Below are 16,729 nucleotides of genomic sequence, written 5' to 3' on the forward strand. Positions count from 1 at the left end.
CGTTGTCGGGGCGGCCGGGGCACCTACACCACGGCGAGCGGAAGCTGGTTGGGGATCACCGGCGACGGCAGGTCGGACGAGCCGGTCAGGAAGCGGTCCACCGCGTTGGCCACCGAGCGGCCCTCCGCGATGGCCCACACGACCAGGGACGCGCCGCGGTGGGCGTCGCCGCAGACGAACACGCCGGGGGCCTGCGTCTGCCAGTCCGAACCGCACGAGATGGTGCCGCGCGAGGTCAGCGCGATGCCCAGCCGGTCGAGCAGCGGCATGTGCTCGACGCCCTCGAAGCCGATCGCCAGCAGCACCAGGTCGGCGGGCAGCAGCTCGACCTCCTCGGACATCGGCACGACCACGCGCCGGCCCGAGGCGTCCCGCTCCACGCGCACCTTGCGCAGCTTGATCTGCTTCACGCGCCCGTGCTCGTCGCCGACGAACTCCTCCACGGCCACCGCGAACCTGCGCTCCCCCGCCTCCTCGTGCGCGGGGTAGGTGCGCAGCACCCACGGCCACACCGGCCACGGCGAGCGCTCGTCGTCGCGCTGCGACGGCGGCATCGGGTACTGGTCGAGCTGGAGCACCGAGGCCGCGCCCTGGCGGGCCGCCGTGCCGTAGCAGTCCGCGCCGGTGTCGCCGCCGCCGATGATCACGACGTGCTTGCCCGCCGCGTCGATCGACGGCGCGCCGTCGCCCTCGCACGCCCGGTTCGCCGGGACCAGGTGCTCCATCGCCAGGTGGATGCCGGTCAGCTCGCGGCCGGGCGTCGTGGTGTCGTCGCGACCGCGCAGGGCGCCCACCGCCAGCACCACGGCGTCGAACTGCCCGCGCAGCTCCTCGACGGTCAGGTCCACGCCGACCTCGCAGCCGGTGACGAACCTCGTGCCCTCCTTGCGCAGCTGCGCGAGGCGGCGGTCGAGGACCTTCTTCTCCATCTTGAACTCGGGGATGCCGTAGCGCAGCAGGCCGCCGAGCCGGTCGTCCCGCTCGAAGACGGTGACCTCGTGGCCGGCCCGCGTCAGCTGCTGCGCCGCCGCCAGCCCGGCCGGGCCGGAGCCGACGACCGCGACCCGCTTGCCGGACGCGACGTGCGACTGGCTGGGCTGCACGAGCCCCTGCTCCCAGGACACGTCCGCGATGGCCTGCTCGACGCGCTTGATCGCGACCGCGCCGCCCGCGTCGTGGCTGATCGACAGCACGCACGCCGCCTCGCACGGCGCGGGGCACAGCCGCCCGGTGAACTCCGGGAAGTTGTTCGTCGCGTGCAGCCGGTCCGACGCCTGGCCCCAGTCGCCCCGGCGCACCAGGTCGTTCCACTCCGGGATCAGGTTGCCCAGCGGGCAGCCCGCCGACCCCGAGTGGCAGAACGGGACGCCGCAGTCCATGCACCGCGACGCCTGGGTGCGCACCTGCGCGTCGCGCGCCTCGGGCCCGAGGTCGAGGTAGACCTCGTCCCAGTCGCCCAGCCGCTCCTCGGCGGGGCGCTTCTTCGCCTCGCCGCGGGGGTGCTTCAGGAAGCCGTACGGGTCAGCCACGGGATGCCTCCATGATCGCCTGGTCGACGTCCCTGCCCTCCGCGCGGGCGAGCCTCATCGCTTCGAGCACGCGCTGGTAGTCGCCGGGCATGACCTTGGTGAAGCCGGCCGAACGCCGGGGCCAGTCGCCGAGCAGCGACGCGGCCACGGCGGAGCCGGTGAGCTGGTGGTGCTTCTCGACCACCTCGCGCAGCCAGCGCAGGTCCTCCGCGCCGGGCCGCTGGAGCTCGACCTGCGCCCGGTTGACCGCGGCGGGGTCCAGGTCGAGCACGTACGCGATGCCGCCGGACATGCCCGCGGCCAGGTTGCGGCCGGTCGGCCCGAGCACCACGGCCCGGCCGCCGGTCATGTACTCGAACGCGTGGTCGCCCACGCCCTCGGCCACGGCCAGCGCGCCCGAGTTGCGCACGCAGAACCGCTCGCCGACCCGGCCGCGCAGGAAGATCTCGCCGGACGTCGCGCCGTAGCCGATCACGTTGCCCGCGATGACCTGCCGCTCGGCGGCGAACGGCGCGTCCGGGTGCGGCCGGACCACGATCCGGCCGCCGGACAGGCCCTTGCCGACGTAGTCGTTGGCGTCGCCGACCATCTCCAGCGTGATGCCGCGCGGCACGAACGCGCCCAGCGACTGGCCGGCCGAGCCGGTGAACGTCACGTGGATCGTGTCGTCGGGCAGGCCGTCGCCGCCGAAGCGGCGGGTGACCTCCGCGCCGAGCAGGGTGCCGACGGTGCGGTTGACGTTGCGCAGCGGCAGTTCCAGCCGCACCGGGTGCGCGTCCTCCAGCGCCGCCTCGGCGAGCTGGATGAGCGTGCGGTCCAGGGCCTGCGCGAGGCCGTGGTCCTGCTCGCGGACCTTGCGCTTGGCCGTGCGGTACGGGGTCTCGGGCACCTCGAACACCGGCGACAGGTCCAGCCCGGCCGCCTTCCAGTGCTCGACGGCCCGGTCGGTCTCCAGCAGCTCGGCGTGGCCGACGGCCTCGTCGATGGTGCGGAAGCCGAGCGCGGCCAGGTGCTCGCGCACCTCCTGGGCGACGAAGTGGAAGAAGTTCACCACGTGGTCGGCCTGGCCGGTGTAGCGCTTGCGCAGCTCCGGGTTCTGCGTGGCCACGCCCACCGGGCAGGTGTCGAGGTGGCAGACCCGCATCATCACGCAGCCCGCGACGATCAGCGGCGCGGTGGCGAAGCCGAACTCCTCGGCGCCGAGCAGGGCGGCGACCACCACGTCGCGGCCGGTGCGCAGGGCGCCGTCGACCTGCACGGTGATGCGGTCGCGCAGGCCGTTGAGCAGCAGCGTCTGCTGGGTCTCGGCGAGGCCGATCTCCCACGGCGTGCCCGCGTGCTTGAGCGAGTTGAGCGGGGACGCGCCGGTGCCGCCGTCGTGGCCGGAGATGAGCACGACGTCCGCGTGCGCCTTCGCCACGCCCGCCGCGACCGTGCCGACGCCGACCTCGCTGACCAGCTTGACGTGCACGCGGGCCTGCTCGTTGGCGTTCTTCAGGTCGTGGATGAGCTGGGCGAGGTCCTCGATCGAGTAGATGTCGTGGTGCGGCGGCGGCGAGATGAGGCCGACGCCCGGCGTGGAGTGCCGGGTGCGCGCGATCCACGGGTACACCTTGTAGCCGGGCAGCTGGCCGCCCTCGCCGGGCTTCGCGCCCTGCGCCATCTTGATCTGGATGTCGCTGGCGTTGACCAGGTACTCGGAGGTGACGCCGAACCGGCCGGACGCGACCTGCTTGACCGCGCTGCGCCGCTCCGGGTCGTACAGGCGCTCCGGGTCCTCGCCGCCCTCGCCGCTGTTGGACCGGCCGCCGAGCCGGTTCATCGCGATGGCCAGCGTCTCGTGCGCCTCGGCCGAGATGGAGCCGTAGGACATGGCGCCGGTGTTGAAGCGCCGGACGATCGAGGAGACCGGCTCGACCTCGTCGATCGGGACGGGCGTGCGGTCCCCGGTCCTCAGGGAGAACAGGCCGCGCAGCGTGCCGCCCTGGCGGGACAGCGCCTCCACCTCGTCGGTGTAGCGGCGGTAGACCTCTTCCCTGCCGGTCCTGGTGGCGTGCTGGAGCAGGAACACCGTCTCCGGCGTGAACAGGTGCAGCTCGCCCTCGCGGCGGTAGGCGTACTCGCCGCCCACCTCCAGCCGGCGGTGCACCCGGTCGGTCGGGTTGTCCGGGTGGGCGCGGCGGTGGCGCAGCGCCACCTCCTCGGCCAGCACGTCCAGGCCCGCGCCGCCGAGCTTCGACACCGTGCCGGTGAAGTACTCGTCCAGCAGGTCCTTCGACAGGCCGACGGCCTCGAACACCTGGGCCGCGGTGTAGGCGCCGACCGTGGAGATGCCCATCTTGGACATGATCTTCAGGGTGCCCTTGACCAGCGCGGTCACGTAGTTGCGCACGGCCTTGCGCGGCTCGATGCCGGTGATCGCGCCCTGGGCGATCAGGTCCTCGATCGTCTCGAACGCCAGGTACGGGTTGACCGCGGCGGCGCCGTAACCGAGCAGCGCGGCGATGTGGTGCACCTCGCGGGCGTCACCGGTCTCCACGACGAGCGCCACGCGCAGCCGCTCCTTGGTGCGCACCAGGTGGTGGTGCACCGCGGAGACCAGCAGCAGCGACGGGATGGGCGCCATCCGGTGGTCGGAGTCGCGATCGGACAGCACGAGCGTGCGCGCGCCGTTCGCGATGGCCTCGGACGCCTCGCGGCGCACCCGCTCGATCGCCGCCGCCAGCGCCGGGCCGCCGCCGTCCACCTCGTACAGGCCGGACAGGACGGTGCACGCGAAGCCCGGCAGGTCGCCGTCGTCGTTGATGTGGATGAGCTTGGCCAGCTCGTCGTTGTCGATGACCGGGTAGGTCAGCTTGATGTGGCGGCAGCTGACCGGGCCGGGCTCCAGCAGGTTCTGCTCCGGGCCCATCACCCGCGAGACGCTGGTGACGATCTCCTCGCGGATCGCGTCCAGCGGCGGGTTGGTGACCTGGGCGAAGTTCTGCACGAAGTAGTCGTAGAGCAGGCGCGAGCGCTGGGAGAGCGCGGCGACCGGGGTGTCGGTGCCCATCGAGCCCAGCGGCTCGGCGCCCGCCGTGGACATCGGGGCGAGCAGGACCCGCAGCTCCTCCTCGGTGTAGCCGAACGTGCGCTGGCGGCGCACCACGGACTCGTGGCTCTGCACGACGTGCTCGCGGTCGGCGAGGTCGGCCAGCTCCAGCAGGCCCGCGTGCAGCCACTCGTCGTAGGGCGACTCCCCGGCCAGGCGCGACTTGACCTCGTCGTCGTCGACCAGGCGGCCCTGCTCGGTGTCGACCAGGAACATCTTGCCGGGCTGGAGGCGGCCCTTGGCCACCACCTGGTCCGCGGGCACGTCGAGCACGCCGGTCTCGGAGGCCAGCACGACGCGGCCGTCGGCGGTCTGCCACCAGCGGGCCGGGCGCAGGCCGTTGCGGTCGAGCACCGCGCCGACCAGGGAGCCGTCGGTGAACGTGACGCAGGCCGGGCCGTCCCACGGCTCCATCAGGCTGGCGTGGAACTCGTAGAACGCGCGGCGCTCGGGGTCCATCGACGCGTGGTTCTCCCACGCCTCGGGGATCATCATCAGCACCGCGTGCGGCAGGCTCCGGCCGCCGAGGTGCAGCAGCTCCAGCACCTCGTCGAAGCTCGCCGAGTCCGACCCCTCGGGGTGGCAGATCGGGAACAGCCGGGTCAGGTCGCCCGGGATGAGGTCGGAGGCCAGCAGCGCCTCGCGGGCCCGCATCCGGTTGCGGTTGCCGCGCACGGTGTTGATCTCGCCGTTGTGGGCGACGTACCGGAACGGGTGCGCCAGCGGCCACGACGGGAAGGTGTTGGTGGAGAAGCGGGAGTGGACCAGGGCGATGGCGGACGCGAGCCGCTCGTCGCGCAGGTCGGGGAAGAACGCGGGCAGCTGGCCCGTGGTCAGCATGCCCTTGTAGACGATCGTCCGGGCGGACAGCGACGGGAAGTAGGTGCCCGCGCCGGCCACGACCGACTCGTGCTCGACCCGCTTGCGCAGGGCGAACGTGAGGCGGTCCAGGTCGACGCCGGTGCGGCCGTCCTCGCCGCGGACCAGCAGCATCGCGAAGTGCGGCATCACCGAGCGGGCGGTGGGGCCGACCCCGGCGTTGTCCGGGTCGGTCGGCACGTCGCGCCAGCCCAGGACCTCCAGGCCCTCCTCGGCGGCGATCCGCTCGGCCAGCTCGACGGCCTTGGCGCGCTCGTCGTCGGCGGCGGGCAGGAACGCGATGCCGGCCGCGTAGCCGCCCGCGGCGGGCAGCTCGAAGTCGAGCACCTCGCGCAGGAACGCGTCGGGCAGCTGGAGCAGGATGCCCGCGCCGTCGCCGCTGGTGGGCTCTGCGCCCGCGGCGCCGCGGTGTTCGAGGTTGGCCAGCGCGGTGAGCGCGTCGACGACGATGTCGTGCGAACGCCGGCCTCGGGTGTCGGCGACCATCGCCACGCCGCAGGCGTCACGCTCCGCAGCGGGGTCGTAGAGCCCCTGCGGGGACGGGATGGCGGAGAAGATCACTGCGCAGACCTCCTTCGTCGTCCTGCTAGAGAACGAGTCCTCGTGTCCAGTTCCTGGAATCCGGCTGCTGGGCACGGGACGACGATGGCCCGCGTGTTGACGCGACTTTAACAGTCGCGAAACCGAACCACACCATCCTCCGGGTGATCTCGGCCGCTGACGTGTAACGATTCGACCCCCTGGAGCGATTACTAGGGTCGGTGTTGTTACGCGTTGTTAAGCATAACCGACCGACAACCGGGTCGCGCGGTGGTGAGAGCTGCACGACACGGGCTGGTCGGGCCGCGGTCGTCCGGTGTCCGGACGCCCCTGACGATCACTCGGCGCACGCGCCGAGGCCGTCGCCCTTGCCTCTTCCGCACCAATGGATACCCCAGCCCGCGCCGCCGGACCCGCAGCGGTGACCCGGGTCACAGCGTCTCGAATGACGGGGCCCCGGCGCTCTCGGGAGCGCCGGGGCCTCGTGCGGGGGTCGGTGTCAGCGCGCGCCCGCGCCGGCGGGCCGCTTCTCCTCGACGTCGTCGTCGCCGTGCTGCCGGTCCATCAGGGCGTCCACGTCGACCGCGGACGGGTCGTCCAGGACCTCCTTGAGCCGCTCCCGGTCCAGCTGGCCCTGCCAGCGCGCCACGACGAGGGTGCCCACGCCGTTGCCGATGACGTTGGTGATGGCCCGCGCCTCGGACATGAACCGGTCGATGCCCACGATCAGCGCGATGCCGACCGCCGGGATGGCGCTGTTCGCCTCGAACGCGCTCAGCGACGCCGCCAGGGTGACCAGGCCCGCGCCGGTGACGCCCGCCGCGCCCTTGCTGGCCAGCAGCATGAACAGCAGCAGGCCGATCTGGGTGCCGAGGCCGACCTCCGTGCCGGTGGCCTGGGCGATGAAGATCGCGCCCATGGTCAGGTAGATGCACGTGCCGTCGAGGTTGAACGAGTAGCCGGTCGGGATGGTCAGGCCGACCACCGACTTGTCCGCGCCCGCGGCCTCCATCTTGACCAGCATCCGGGGCAGCACCGACTCGCTGGACGACGTGCCGAGCACGATCAGCAGCTCGTCCTTGATGTAGCGGAGGAACTTGAAGATCGAGAACCCGGCGTACAGCGACACCCCGCCGAGCACGACCAGGACGAACAGCAGGCACGTGGCGTAGAACGAGCCCATCAGCCAGGCGAGCTTGCCCAGGATCGTGCCGCCGAACTTGCCGATCGTGTAGGCGATGCCGCCGAACGCGCCGATCGGGGCCGCGTACATGACGATCTTGATGACGCCGAACATGACCTTGGCGACGGTGTCCAGCGACCGCACGACCTTCTCGCCGGCCTTGCCCATGCCCGCCACGGCCACCGCGACCAGGACCGCGACCACCAGGACCTGGATGAGCTGGCCGTCGGTGAACGCGCCGAAGAACGACTTCGGCACCAGGCTGAGGATGAACCCGGTGACGCCGGTCTCGGCGGTCTTGGCGTCCGCGAGGGTCTTCTCCGCCGCGTCGTCGTTGATCGGGATGGCCGGGCCGTGGTGGCCCGGCTGCACGATGTTCACCACGAGCAGACCGATCGCCAGCGCGACCGTGGTCATGGCGGTGAAGTACAGGATGGTGCGCAGCGCCAGGCCGCCCGCCTTGGCGAGGTTGCCCAGGCCCGCGATGCCCACCACGATCGTGCAGAAGATCGTCGGGGCGATGACGACCTTCACCAGCGCGACGAAGAAGTCGGCGAGCCACTTCATGCCCGACGCCTGCGCGGGGAAGGCGTAGCCGACGATGACGCCGAGCACGATCGACACCAGCACCCAGAAGTACAGGTGTTTCCAGATCGGTTTGCGCGTCTCGGTCTTCGCGACCACGACTCCTCCAGGGCTTCATCGCGACGGTGGGGTTGGGTGGTGATCCTGAGCACAGGCCGACTTCCCGTAAAGGAGGTGCGGGGAAACTTCAGGTCCCTCTGACGTAACGCCCCGTTCACCCGCGACCGGGGTTAACCTGCACCTCGTGCACGTCTCCCGGCGCTCGGTGCTGCTCGCCGCCCTCGCCGCGGGCGTCGGCGCGCCCGCCTGCACGGCCGCCGAGCCGCCCGCCCCCGGCGAGCTGGTGCTCGCCACCGGACCGGACGGCGCGGTGTTCCAGGCGGTCGGCGGCGCGCTCGCGGCGGCCCTCGCCGACCGGCTCCCGAACACCCGCGTCACCGCCCGGCCGACCGGCGCCTCGGTGGAGAACGTGCGGCTGCTCCGCGAAGGGCAGGTCCACCTGGGACTGTCCTCCTTGGACCCGGTGGACGGCGCGCCGCTCAGCGCCGACGACCCGGGCGGCATCAGCGCCGTCGGCCGGCTGTACGACAGCTTCATGCAGGTCGTCGTGCCCGCCGCCGCCCCGGTCCAGCGGCTGGCCGACCTCGCGGGCCGCTCGGTGTCCTTCGGGCCGGTCGAGTCGGGCTCCCAGTTCACCGCCACCCGCCTGCTGGACCTGCTCGGGGTGCGGGTGGACGCGCGGAACATGGCCCACGACGAGGCCGCGCGCCGGCTGGTCGCGGGCGAGCTGGACGCGCTGCTCGCGCTGACCGGCATCCCGACCCCCGCGATCAGCGGCATCCTCGACGGCTTCCCGCTGCGCCTGCTCAACCTCGCCGAGGAGGCCGAGCTGCTCGCCGACACCTACCGCGGCCCGTACGTGCCCGCGACGATCCCGGCGACGACCTACGGCGACCTCGGCCCGTGCCGCACGTTCGCCGTCCCCAACCTCCTGCTGGCCCGCAGCTCGCTGTCCCCCGACCTGGTCGAGGTCGTGACGAGGACCGTCTACACCGAGTCCGCGCGCATCGCGGCGGGCCACCCGGAGGCCGGGCGGATCAACGTGCGCACCGGCATCGCCACCGGCCGGGTGCCGCTGCACCGCGGCGCCGAGCGCTGGTTCCGGGCGAACAAGCGCTGACCGCCGAGCGCCGCCGAGCGCCGCCGTCAGCCGGTCAGCCCGTCAGCCGGTCAGCCGGTCGAGCGCCGCCCGCAGGAACGCGTCGCGGCGGCGCGCCAGCACGTCCGCCGTCAGGTCGGTGCGGCCCTGGTCGTGGATCGCGGGCAGCCAGGCCGCCACGTCGCCCGGGGTGCTCAGCGCGGCCTCCGCGTCCCACCGGGCGACCTCCGGCGCCGGTCCGCCCACCGCCGCGCACCACCCGTCGAGCACCAGGTCCGGGGCGTCCCCGCCGAGCAGCATCGCCGCGTCGCAGCGCAGGTTCCCGAGGTCGAGGCCGGGCGCGCCGACACCCGCGTACTCCCAGTCGACGACCCCCGTCACCTCGTCGCCCACCCACAGCACGTTGCCCTGCCACAGGTCGGCGTGGACGAGCACCGTCGGCCCGACCGGCGCGGGCAGCCGGTCCACCAGCGCCACGGCCTCGGCCACCAGCGACGACCCCGCCGCGTCCCGGGCGAACCCGCCGCCCACCCCGTCCAGCGGCCACCGTCGCCGCGGCAGCCCCGGCATGGGGTCCGCGACGACCTCCCGGAGGGCCGCCGCGACGGCGCCCAGCGCCCTGAGCCGGGCCGGGGACGGGGTGGGCGGCATCGCGCTGCCACCGGGCAGCGCCGTCGTGAGCAGCACCGGGAAACCGGCCTCCGCGCCGTCCACGTCGGCCGCGAGCACCCTCGGCGTCGGCAGGGCGTGCCGCTCCGCGAGCCGCAGCGCCGCGACCTCGGTGACGAGCCGCGCGCGACCGCCCGGGTCGTCGCGGCCGACCCGCAGCACGGCCCGCTCAGCCCCGTCGAGGTCGAGCGACCAGGGCGAACCTCCCTCGCGCAGCCCCCGTGCCCCCACCACCCGCGCGGCGTGGCGTTCGACCCAGCGCAGCACGCCTTCACCCGGACCGGTCATGGCGGCACGCTACCGGTGCCGCGCGCCGAGCAGCACCACCGCGTCCAGGCCGTGCGGTTCGGCGGCGCGCAGCGCCAGCGCGCCCCCCGCCGACTCGATCAGCTCCGCGCAGATCGCCAGGCCCAGGCCCGTGCCCGCCGTGTTCTGGTGGCGCGGGGCGCGCCAGAAGCGGCGCAGGGCGTCGGCCCGCTCCTGCTCGGTCAGGCCCTCGCCGTCGTCGGTGACGTGCAGCTCCACCCGCCCGTCGGCGGCGCGGCCCCAGACGCGCACGCGCGTGCCGCCGGACAGCCGGACCGCGTTGCCGACCAGCTCGTCCAGCACGCTGCCGAGCCCGCCGGGCGGTTCCAGCGCGCGCAGGCCCGGCGGCACGTCGACGTCGAGGCCCACCCCGGCCGCCGACGCCAGCGCGCGCCAGCCCGGCACGTGCGTGGCGAGCAGGCCGTCGACCTCGACCGGTTCGGCGGCCGAGGCGCTGTCCAGGCGGGTCGCGGCCAGCAGGGTGTCCAGCACGCGCCCCATCTCCTCGGCCTCGTCCACCGCGATGCGGTGCGCCTCGCGGGCCGCCTCGCCGTGCAGGTGCGGCTCCAGGTTGTCCACCGCGAGGCGCAGGCTGGCCAGCGGGTTGCGCAGCTGGTGGGAGGCGTCCGAGACGAACGCCCGCTGCCGGCGCAGCGCCCGGCCGACCACGCCGACCATGGCGTTGAAGCTCGCCGCGAGCCTGCGCAGCTCCGGCGGCCCGCCCACCTCGTCGGCGCGGGCGTCCAGCTCGCCGCCCGCGACCGCCGCGGTGGCCTCGTCCAGCTTGCGGACCGGCCGCAGCACCCACCGCGACAGCGGCCACGCCACCGCCGCCACCGCGAGCATCGGCACCAGGCCGACGAGGGCCAGCAGGCCCCACTGGCGCAGGACCGCCGCGCGCAGGCCGTCGGTGGGCGAGATCGTCACCACGGCGGCGACCACCTCGCTGTCGCGGCCCACCGGTTCGACGACGACCAGGTCCACGTCCTCCCACGGCCACACCGACCGGTCCGCCTCGCCCCGGTAGCCGCTGAACGCCGCGTCCAGCCCCGCGTCCACGGTCGGGTCGCCCAGGTCGAACGGCTCCCGCGACGCCGCCACCACCGCGCGGTCCGTGCCGATCAGGGCCGCCCGGATGCCGTAGAGCCGGTCGTAGCGGACCAGCTCGTCGCGCAGCGCCGTGAGGCGGCCCGACGCCAGGGCGTTCTCGGCGAGCGAGGCGAACCGGCTCGCGTCGCCCAGGCGGTCCAGGTGGACCTCCTGGCTCTCCCGCTGCACCAGCGCGAACGCGAGCGGCACGCCCAGCGCGGCTACCAGGGCGACCAGCAGCGGCACGATCAGGGCCAACAGGCGGCGGAGCACGGCCGTGCAACCTCCCCGCGGTGACGCGCGTCATCCCCGTCGAGGGCCGCGGTGGCCCTGACGAGGGGGAGTGGGAATGGTACGCAGGAGTGCGCTGCTGCTGGTCGCGGCACTGGGGTTGGCCCTCGCCGTGCCGGGCGCGGCGATCGCGGCGAACGCGTGCGCGCCGGTCGACTGGGGCTCGGGCGCCAAGCACGCCCCGTCCGGCAGCCAGGGCGCCCTGACCGACATCAGGTCCGGGCAGCACGAGTGCTTCGACCGGCTCGTGCTCGACTTCGGCGGGGTGAACGAGGGGTACTCCGCGGAGTACGTGGACGAGGTGGCGCACGAGGGGTCGGGCAAGGTGGTCCCCCTGCGCGGCGGCGGGAAGCTCCGGGTCTCCGTCTCCTCGCCCGCCCACGACGGGGCGGGCGAGGAGACGTACTCGCCGGCGAACCGGTCCGAGCTGGTCGACGTGACCGGCTACGCCACGTTCCGGCAGGCCGCGTGGGCCGGGTCGTTCGAGGGCCGGTCGACGATCGGCCTGGGCACCCGCGCCCTGCTGCCGTTCCGGGTGTTCACCCTGCCGGGGCGGGTCGTCGTGGACGTCGCGCACACCTGGTGAGCTACGGGGTGTGGGCCGCCACGCGGTAGCCCACACCCCGGACCGTCTCGATGCGCAGGGCGTCGCCGAGCTTGCCGCGCAGCGCCGCGATGTGGGTGTCGAGGGTGCGCGACGGCGCCTCCCAGTGCGCCTGCCACACCTGGTCCACGATCAGGTCGCGGCTGACCACCGTGCCCGCGCGGCCGACGAGCAGCGCGAGCAGGTCGAACTCCTTGCGGGTCAGGGGCACCGGCTCGCCGTCGACCCTGGCCTCCCGGCTCGCCGGGTCCAGGGTCAGCGGGCCCAGGGTGACCTCGTGCTCGCGCTCGGCGGCCCGGGCCGACCGGGTGCGGCGCAGCACCGCCTCGACGCGGGCCAGCAGCTCGGCCGTGCCGAACGGTTTCACCACGTAGTCGTCGGCGCCCAGGCGCAGGCCCAGGACCCGTTCGCGCTCCTCGCCGCGGGCGGTGACGGTGATGATCGCCGTGCCCGTGCGGTGGCGCAGCTCGCGCAGCACGTCCAGGCCGTCGCCGTCGGGCAGGCCCAGGTCGAGCAGCACCACGTCCGCCGCCGGCGCGGTCAGCGCCGCCGCCGCCGTGCCCACCCGGTGGACCTCGTAGCCCGCGTGCTTGAGGGCGGTGAGCAGGCCGCGCGCCACCCGGTCGTCGTCCTCGACGACGAGGATGCGCACGCCGCCCTACCGCTCCGGCCCGTCGCCGCCGCCCGCGGGCCCGTTGTCGGCGGGCCCGTCGTCCGGCACCGTCTTCTTCCCCGGCTCCGGCGCGCCGGCCGGCTCGTGCGCCACGTCGTCCTCGGGCCCGTCCCCGGCCGCGCCGGCGGACCCCTCGGCGGGCTTGCCGGCGGCCGTCGCACCGCCCCCGGCCTCGGTGCCCTCGGCGTCCGGGTCGGGCCGCACGACGACCTCCCGGTCGCCCCGCTTCGCGGCCAGCACGAAGTAGACGACCGCGCCGACGAACACCACGACCGACGTGATCACGTTGATGCGCAGGCCGAAGACCTCGGTCGCCGGGTCGGTCCGCATCAGCTCGATCCAGAACCGGCCCGCCGTGTAGCCCGCGACGTAGAGCGCGAACACCCGGCCGTGGCCGAGGCGGAACCTGCGGTCGGCCCACACGATCAGCAGCGCGACGCCGAGGTTCCACAGCAGCTCGTAGAGGAACGTCGGGTGCACGACCTCGATCGGCGTGTGGTCCAGCGCGACGCCGGCCAGGTCGTCCTTGAAGCCGGTGTCCGGGTTGACCCGCTCGTAGATCTCCAGGCCCCACGGCAGCGTGGTGGGACCGCCGTACAGCTCCTGGTTGAAGTAGTTGCCGAGGCGGCCGATGGCCTGCGCGACCACGATGCCGGGCGCCAGCGCGTCCGCCATCGCGGGCAGCGGGATGCCCTTGCGGCGGCACGCGATCCACGCGCCCACGCCGCCCAGCGCGATGGCGCCCCAGATGCCCAGGCCGCCGTTCCAGATGGCCAGCGCGTCCAGCGGGTTGCGGCCCTCGCCGAAGTACTTGTGGTAGTCCGTCGCCACGTGGTAGAGCCGGCCGCCGACCAGGCCGAACGGCACCGCGAACACCGCGATGTCCGTGACCTCGCCCTTCAGCCCGCCGCGGGCCACCCACCGGCGCTCGCCCCACCAGATCGCCACCACGATGCCGGCGATGATGCAGAGGGCGTAGGCGCGGAGCGGGATCGGTCCGAGCTGCCACACGCCCTGGTCGGGGCTCGGGATCGTCGCGAGGTAAGTCGTCACCACGCCGACCACCGTAGTGGGTGGCCGGGGGTGCTCTGCGCCGACAGCTCGATTGTTACCGGGAAGGGTCGTTCGAGCCGGAGCACGCCGTCCTGGCCGCGCGCCGCCTCGACGTGCTCGACGCCGTCCGGCGTCCGGGGACCCACCCCCGAACGGGCTGGTTCACTCGAACGTGCGTGCTACACGGCAGCCGCCGTGCGGCGCACCCCGCCCGCCAGCTCCTCGGTCAGCGCGGCCACCGTGCCGTCCTGTACCGCCGACACGAACGCCGACCCGACGATGACCCCGTCCGCGAACCCGGCCAGCTCCGCCGCCTGCGCGCCGTTGCGCACGCCCAGCCCCACGCCCACCGGCAGGTCGGTGTGCTCGCGCACCCGCCCGACCAGCGCCGGGGCGGCCGAGGACACGACGTCGCGCGCCCCCGTCACGCCCATCACCGAGGTCGCGTACAGGAACCCGCTCGACGCCCGGGCGGTCATCGCGACGCGCTCCTCGGTGGACGACGGCGCGACCAGGAAGATCCGGTCCAGGTCGTGGGCGCGCGCCGCGGCGATCCACTCCTCGCCCTCGTCGGGCACCAGGTCGGGGGTGATGACGCCGAGCCCGCCGGCCGCCGCGAGGTCGCGCGCGAAGCGGTCCACGCCGTAGGCCAGCACCGGGTTCCAGTAGGTCATGACGACCGCCCGGCCACCCGCCGACGCGACCGACTCGACCACGCCGAACAGGTCGCGCACCCGGAAGCCCTCGCGCAGCGCGGTCTCGGCGGCGCGCTGGATGGTGGGCCCGTCCATCACCGGGTCGGAGAACGGCAGGCCGACCTCCACCAGGTCGCACCCGGACGACACCATCGTCCGCAGCACGTCCTTCGAGCCCTCGACGGTCGGGTACCCGGCGGGCAGGTAGCCGATCAGCGCCGCGCGCGACTCGGCCCGGCACGCCTCGAACAGCGGGGACAGCCTGCTCATGCGTCCACTCCCAGCCCGAACCACTTGACGGCGGTGTCCATGTCCTTGTCGCCGCGACCGGACAGGTTCACCAGGATCAGCGACTCCGGTCCCAGCTCGCGGCCGAGCTTGATCGCACCGGCCAGGGCGTGCGCCGACTCGACCGCCGGGATGATGCCCTCCTCGCGGGAGAGCAGGGCGAACGCGTCCATCGCCTCGGCGTCGGTCACCGGCCGGTACTCGGCGCGCCCGATGTCCTTGAGGTGGGCGTGCTCGGGGCCGACGCCGGGGTAGTCCAGGCCCGCCGAGATGGAGTGCGCCTCGGCGATCTGCCCGTCGGCGTCCTGGAGCACGTACGACATGGCGCCGTGCAGCGAGCCGGGCGTGCCCTTGGTGAGCGTGGCGCCGTGCCGCGCGGTCTCGACGCCGTCGCCGCCCGGCTCCAGGCCGACCAGCCGCACGGACGGGTCGTCGATGAAGCCGTGGAAGATGCCGATCGCGTTGGACCCGCCGCCGACGCACGCGGCGACGACGTCGGGCAGGCGACCGGCCTTCTCCAGGATCTGCTGCCGCGCCTCGATGCCGATGACCCGGTGGAAGTCGCGCACGAGCACCGGGAACGGGTGCGGCCCCGCCGCGGTGCCCAGCAGGTAGTGCGTGTCGTCGACGTTGGCGACCCAGTCGCGCAGCGCCTCGTTGATCGCGTCCTTGAGCGTCCGCGAGCCGTTCTTGACCGGGATGACCTGCGCGCCGAGCAGCCGCATCCGGGCCACGTTGAGCGCCTGCCGCTCGGTGTCGACCTCGCCCATGTAGACGACGCAGTCCAGGCCCATGAGCGCGCAGGCGGTGGCCGTGGCCACGCCGTGCTGGCCGGCGCCGGTCTCGGCGATGACCCGCTTCTTGCCCATGCGCTTGGTCAGCAGCGCCTGGCCCAGCACGTTGTTGATCTTGTGCGAGCCGGTGTGGTTGAGGTCCTCGCGCTTGAGGAACACCCGTGCGCCGCCCGCGTGCGCCGCGAACTTCGGCGCCTCGGTGAGCAGCGACGGGCGTCCGGCGAAGTCGCGCAGCAGCCGGGCGAACTCGTCCAGGAACTCCGGGTCGACCCGCGCCTTCTCGTAGAACGCGGCGAGCTCGTCCACCGCCGCGATCAGGGCTTCCGGCATGAACCGGCCGCCCCACGGCCCGAAGTGACCCCGCTCGTCCGGGTCGTGGGGTGTCGGAGCCAACTGGCCGCGCGACATGCGCACTCCTCCTACCGGCTGTGTCTTACCTGCTGGGCCGGGGGCACGCGGGGTGGGACCCCGCCGTCACCAGCTTGTTCACCGCGACCTTGGGGTCGCCGCTCGTCACCAGGCTCTCGCCGACCAGCACCGCGTCGGCGCCCGCGCCCGCGTACGACATCAGGTCGCCCGGCCCGGTGACCCCGGACTCGGCGATCTTGATCGTGTCGAAGGGCAGGCCGGGCGCGATCCGCCCGAAGACGTCCTTGTCCACTTCCAGGGTGTGCAGGTTGCGGGCGTTCACGCCGATGACGCTCGCCCCCGCCTCCAGCGCGCGGTCGGCCTCCTCGGCCGTGTGCACCTCGACCAGGGCGGTCATGCCCAGCGACTCGACCCGGTCCAGCAGCGAGACCAGCGCGTTCTGCTCCAGCGCCGCCACGATCAGCAGCACCAGGTCGGCGCCGTGCAGGCGCGCCTCGTGCACCTGGTACGGGCTGACGATGAAGTCCTTGCGCAGCAGGGGGACGCCCACCGCCGCGCGCACCGCGTCGAAGTCCTCCAGCGAACCGCCGAAGCGGCGCTGCTCGGTCAGCACGCTGATGCACCGCGCGCCGCCCAGCTCGTACTGGACGGCCAGCTCCGCGGGCTCGGGGATCTCGGCCAGCGCCCCCTTCGAGGGGCTGCGCCTCTTGACCTCGGCGATCACCCCCACGCCCGGCCCGCGCAGGATCGACATCACGTCCTGCGGCGGCGCGACCTTGGCCGTCTTGGCCCTCAGCACGTCGAAGGGCAGTGCCGCCTCGCGCACGGCGAGGTCTTCGCGGACGCCTTCGATGATCGACTCGAGAACGGTCATCCGAGCACCTCGCCCGACTCCGTCAGACCTTCCGGTTCCCTCGCAAGCTCCCGCACGT

General features: G+C 73.8%; 13 protein-coding genes. 2 read left to right on the plus strand and 11 right to left on the minus strand.

What is annotated here, in order from left to right; translation table 11 throughout:
- Nucleotides 1-23: 23 nt before the first annotated feature.
- From ACRAKJ_RS34175 to dctA, 3 genes are all read right to left on the minus strand, one after another.
- Nucleotides 24-1,529: a glutamate synthase subunit beta gene (locus ACRAKJ_RS34175; RefSeq protein ID WP_438919091.1), complete on the minus strand. Its 1,506-nt coding sequence runs from the start codon at nt 1,527-1,529 to the stop codon at nt 24-26.
- Nucleotides 1,522-6,060, minus strand: a complete 4,539-nt coding sequence (gene gltB / locus ACRAKJ_RS34180) for a glutamate synthase large subunit (protein WP_438919090.1) — start codon at nt 6,058-6,060, stop codon at nt 1,522-1,524. Before gltB ends, ACRAKJ_RS34175 begins: the two co-directional genes overlap by 8 nt.
- A 478-nt stretch (nt 6,061-6,538) precedes the next feature.
- The gene (gene dctA, locus ACRAKJ_RS34185) at nt 6,539-7,906 is read right to left on the minus strand and encodes a C4-dicarboxylate transporter DctA (protein WP_438919089.1); all 1,368 of its coding nucleotides are present in this window, start codon (nt 7,904-7,906) and stop codon (nt 6,539-6,541) included.
- Between the two features lie 145 nt (nt 7,907-8,051).
- Between dctA and ACRAKJ_RS34190 the strand changes: the two genes are divergently transcribed.
- Nucleotides 8,052-8,987, plus strand: a complete 936-nt coding sequence (locus ACRAKJ_RS34190; RefSeq protein WP_438919088.1) for a TAXI family TRAP transporter solute-binding subunit — start codon at nt 8,052-8,054, stop codon at nt 8,985-8,987.
- A 42-nt stretch (nt 8,988-9,029) separates the two neighbouring features.
- Here the strand turns inward: ACRAKJ_RS34190 and ACRAKJ_RS34195 are convergent, their stop codons facing one another.
- Together ACRAKJ_RS34195 and ACRAKJ_RS34200 are read right to left on the minus strand one after the other, a co-directional pair.
- Nucleotides 9,030-9,923, minus strand: coding sequence for a phosphotransferase (locus ACRAKJ_RS34195; protein WP_438919087.1), 894 nt, complete (start codon nt 9,921-9,923; stop codon nt 9,030-9,032).
- 9 nt (nt 9,924-9,932) lie between these two features.
- Nucleotides 9,933-11,303, minus strand: coding sequence for an ATP-binding protein (locus ACRAKJ_RS34200; protein WP_438919086.1), 1,371 nt, complete (start codon nt 11,301-11,303; stop codon nt 9,933-9,935).
- Nucleotides 11,304-11,379: 76 nt separating this feature from the next.
- Here ACRAKJ_RS34200 and ACRAKJ_RS34205 point away from each other — a divergent pair, with 76 nt between their 5' ends.
- Nucleotides 11,380-11,907 carry an AMIN-like domain-containing (lipo)protein gene (locus ACRAKJ_RS34205; RefSeq protein ID WP_447008791.1) on the plus strand — a complete coding sequence of 176 codons (528 nt, stop codon included), beginning with the start codon at nt 11,380-11,382 and terminating at the stop codon, nt 11,905-11,907.
- A gap of 1 nt (nt 11,908) precedes the next feature.
- Here ACRAKJ_RS34205 and ACRAKJ_RS34210 read toward each other — a convergent pair whose 3' ends face one another.
- Genes ACRAKJ_RS34210 through trpC form a run of 6 tightly spaced genes read right to left on the minus strand, consistent with a single transcriptional unit; the run spans nt 11,909 to nt 16,671 of the window.
- Nucleotides 11,909-12,577: a winged helix-turn-helix domain-containing protein gene (locus ACRAKJ_RS34210; RefSeq protein WP_438919544.1), complete on the minus strand. Its 669-nt coding sequence runs from the start codon at nt 12,575-12,577 to the stop codon at nt 11,909-11,911.
- A gap of 6 nt (nt 12,578-12,583) precedes the next feature.
- The gene (gene lgt, locus ACRAKJ_RS34215) at nt 12,584-13,651 is read right to left on the minus strand and encodes a prolipoprotein diacylglyceryl transferase (RefSeq protein WP_438919556.1); all 1,068 of its coding nucleotides are present in this window, start codon (nt 13,649-13,651) and stop codon (nt 12,584-12,586) included.
- A complete protein-coding gene (locus ACRAKJ_RS34220; protein WP_438919543.1) occupies nt 13,648-13,797 on the minus strand; it encodes a hypothetical protein in 150 nt (49 codons plus the stop codon). The genes lgt and ACRAKJ_RS34220 overlap by 4 nt, the downstream gene beginning before the upstream one ends.
- Nucleotides 13,798-13,830: 33 nt before the next feature.
- Entirely contained in the window at nt 13,831-14,616 is a 786-nt protein-coding gene (trpA, locus tag ACRAKJ_RS34225; protein ID WP_438919542.1) for a tryptophan synthase subunit alpha, read from the minus strand.
- Nucleotides 14,613-15,836 carry a tryptophan synthase subunit beta gene (trpB, locus tag ACRAKJ_RS34230; protein ID WP_438919541.1) on the minus strand — a complete coding sequence of 408 codons (1,224 nt, stop codon included), beginning with the start codon at nt 15,834-15,836 and terminating at the stop codon, nt 14,613-14,615. The genes trpA and trpB overlap by 4 nt, the downstream gene beginning before the upstream one ends.
- Before the next feature lie 25 nt (nt 15,837-15,861).
- On the minus strand, nt 15,862-16,671 hold the full coding sequence (gene trpC, locus ACRAKJ_RS34235; RefSeq protein WP_438919540.1) for an indole-3-glycerol phosphate synthase TrpC: 810 nt from the start codon (nt 16,669-16,671) through the stop codon (nt 15,862-15,864).
- Between the last annotated feature and the right edge of the window lie 58 nt (nt 16,672-16,729).

This window comes from Saccharothrix sp. DSM 118769 (assembly GCF_052936295.1).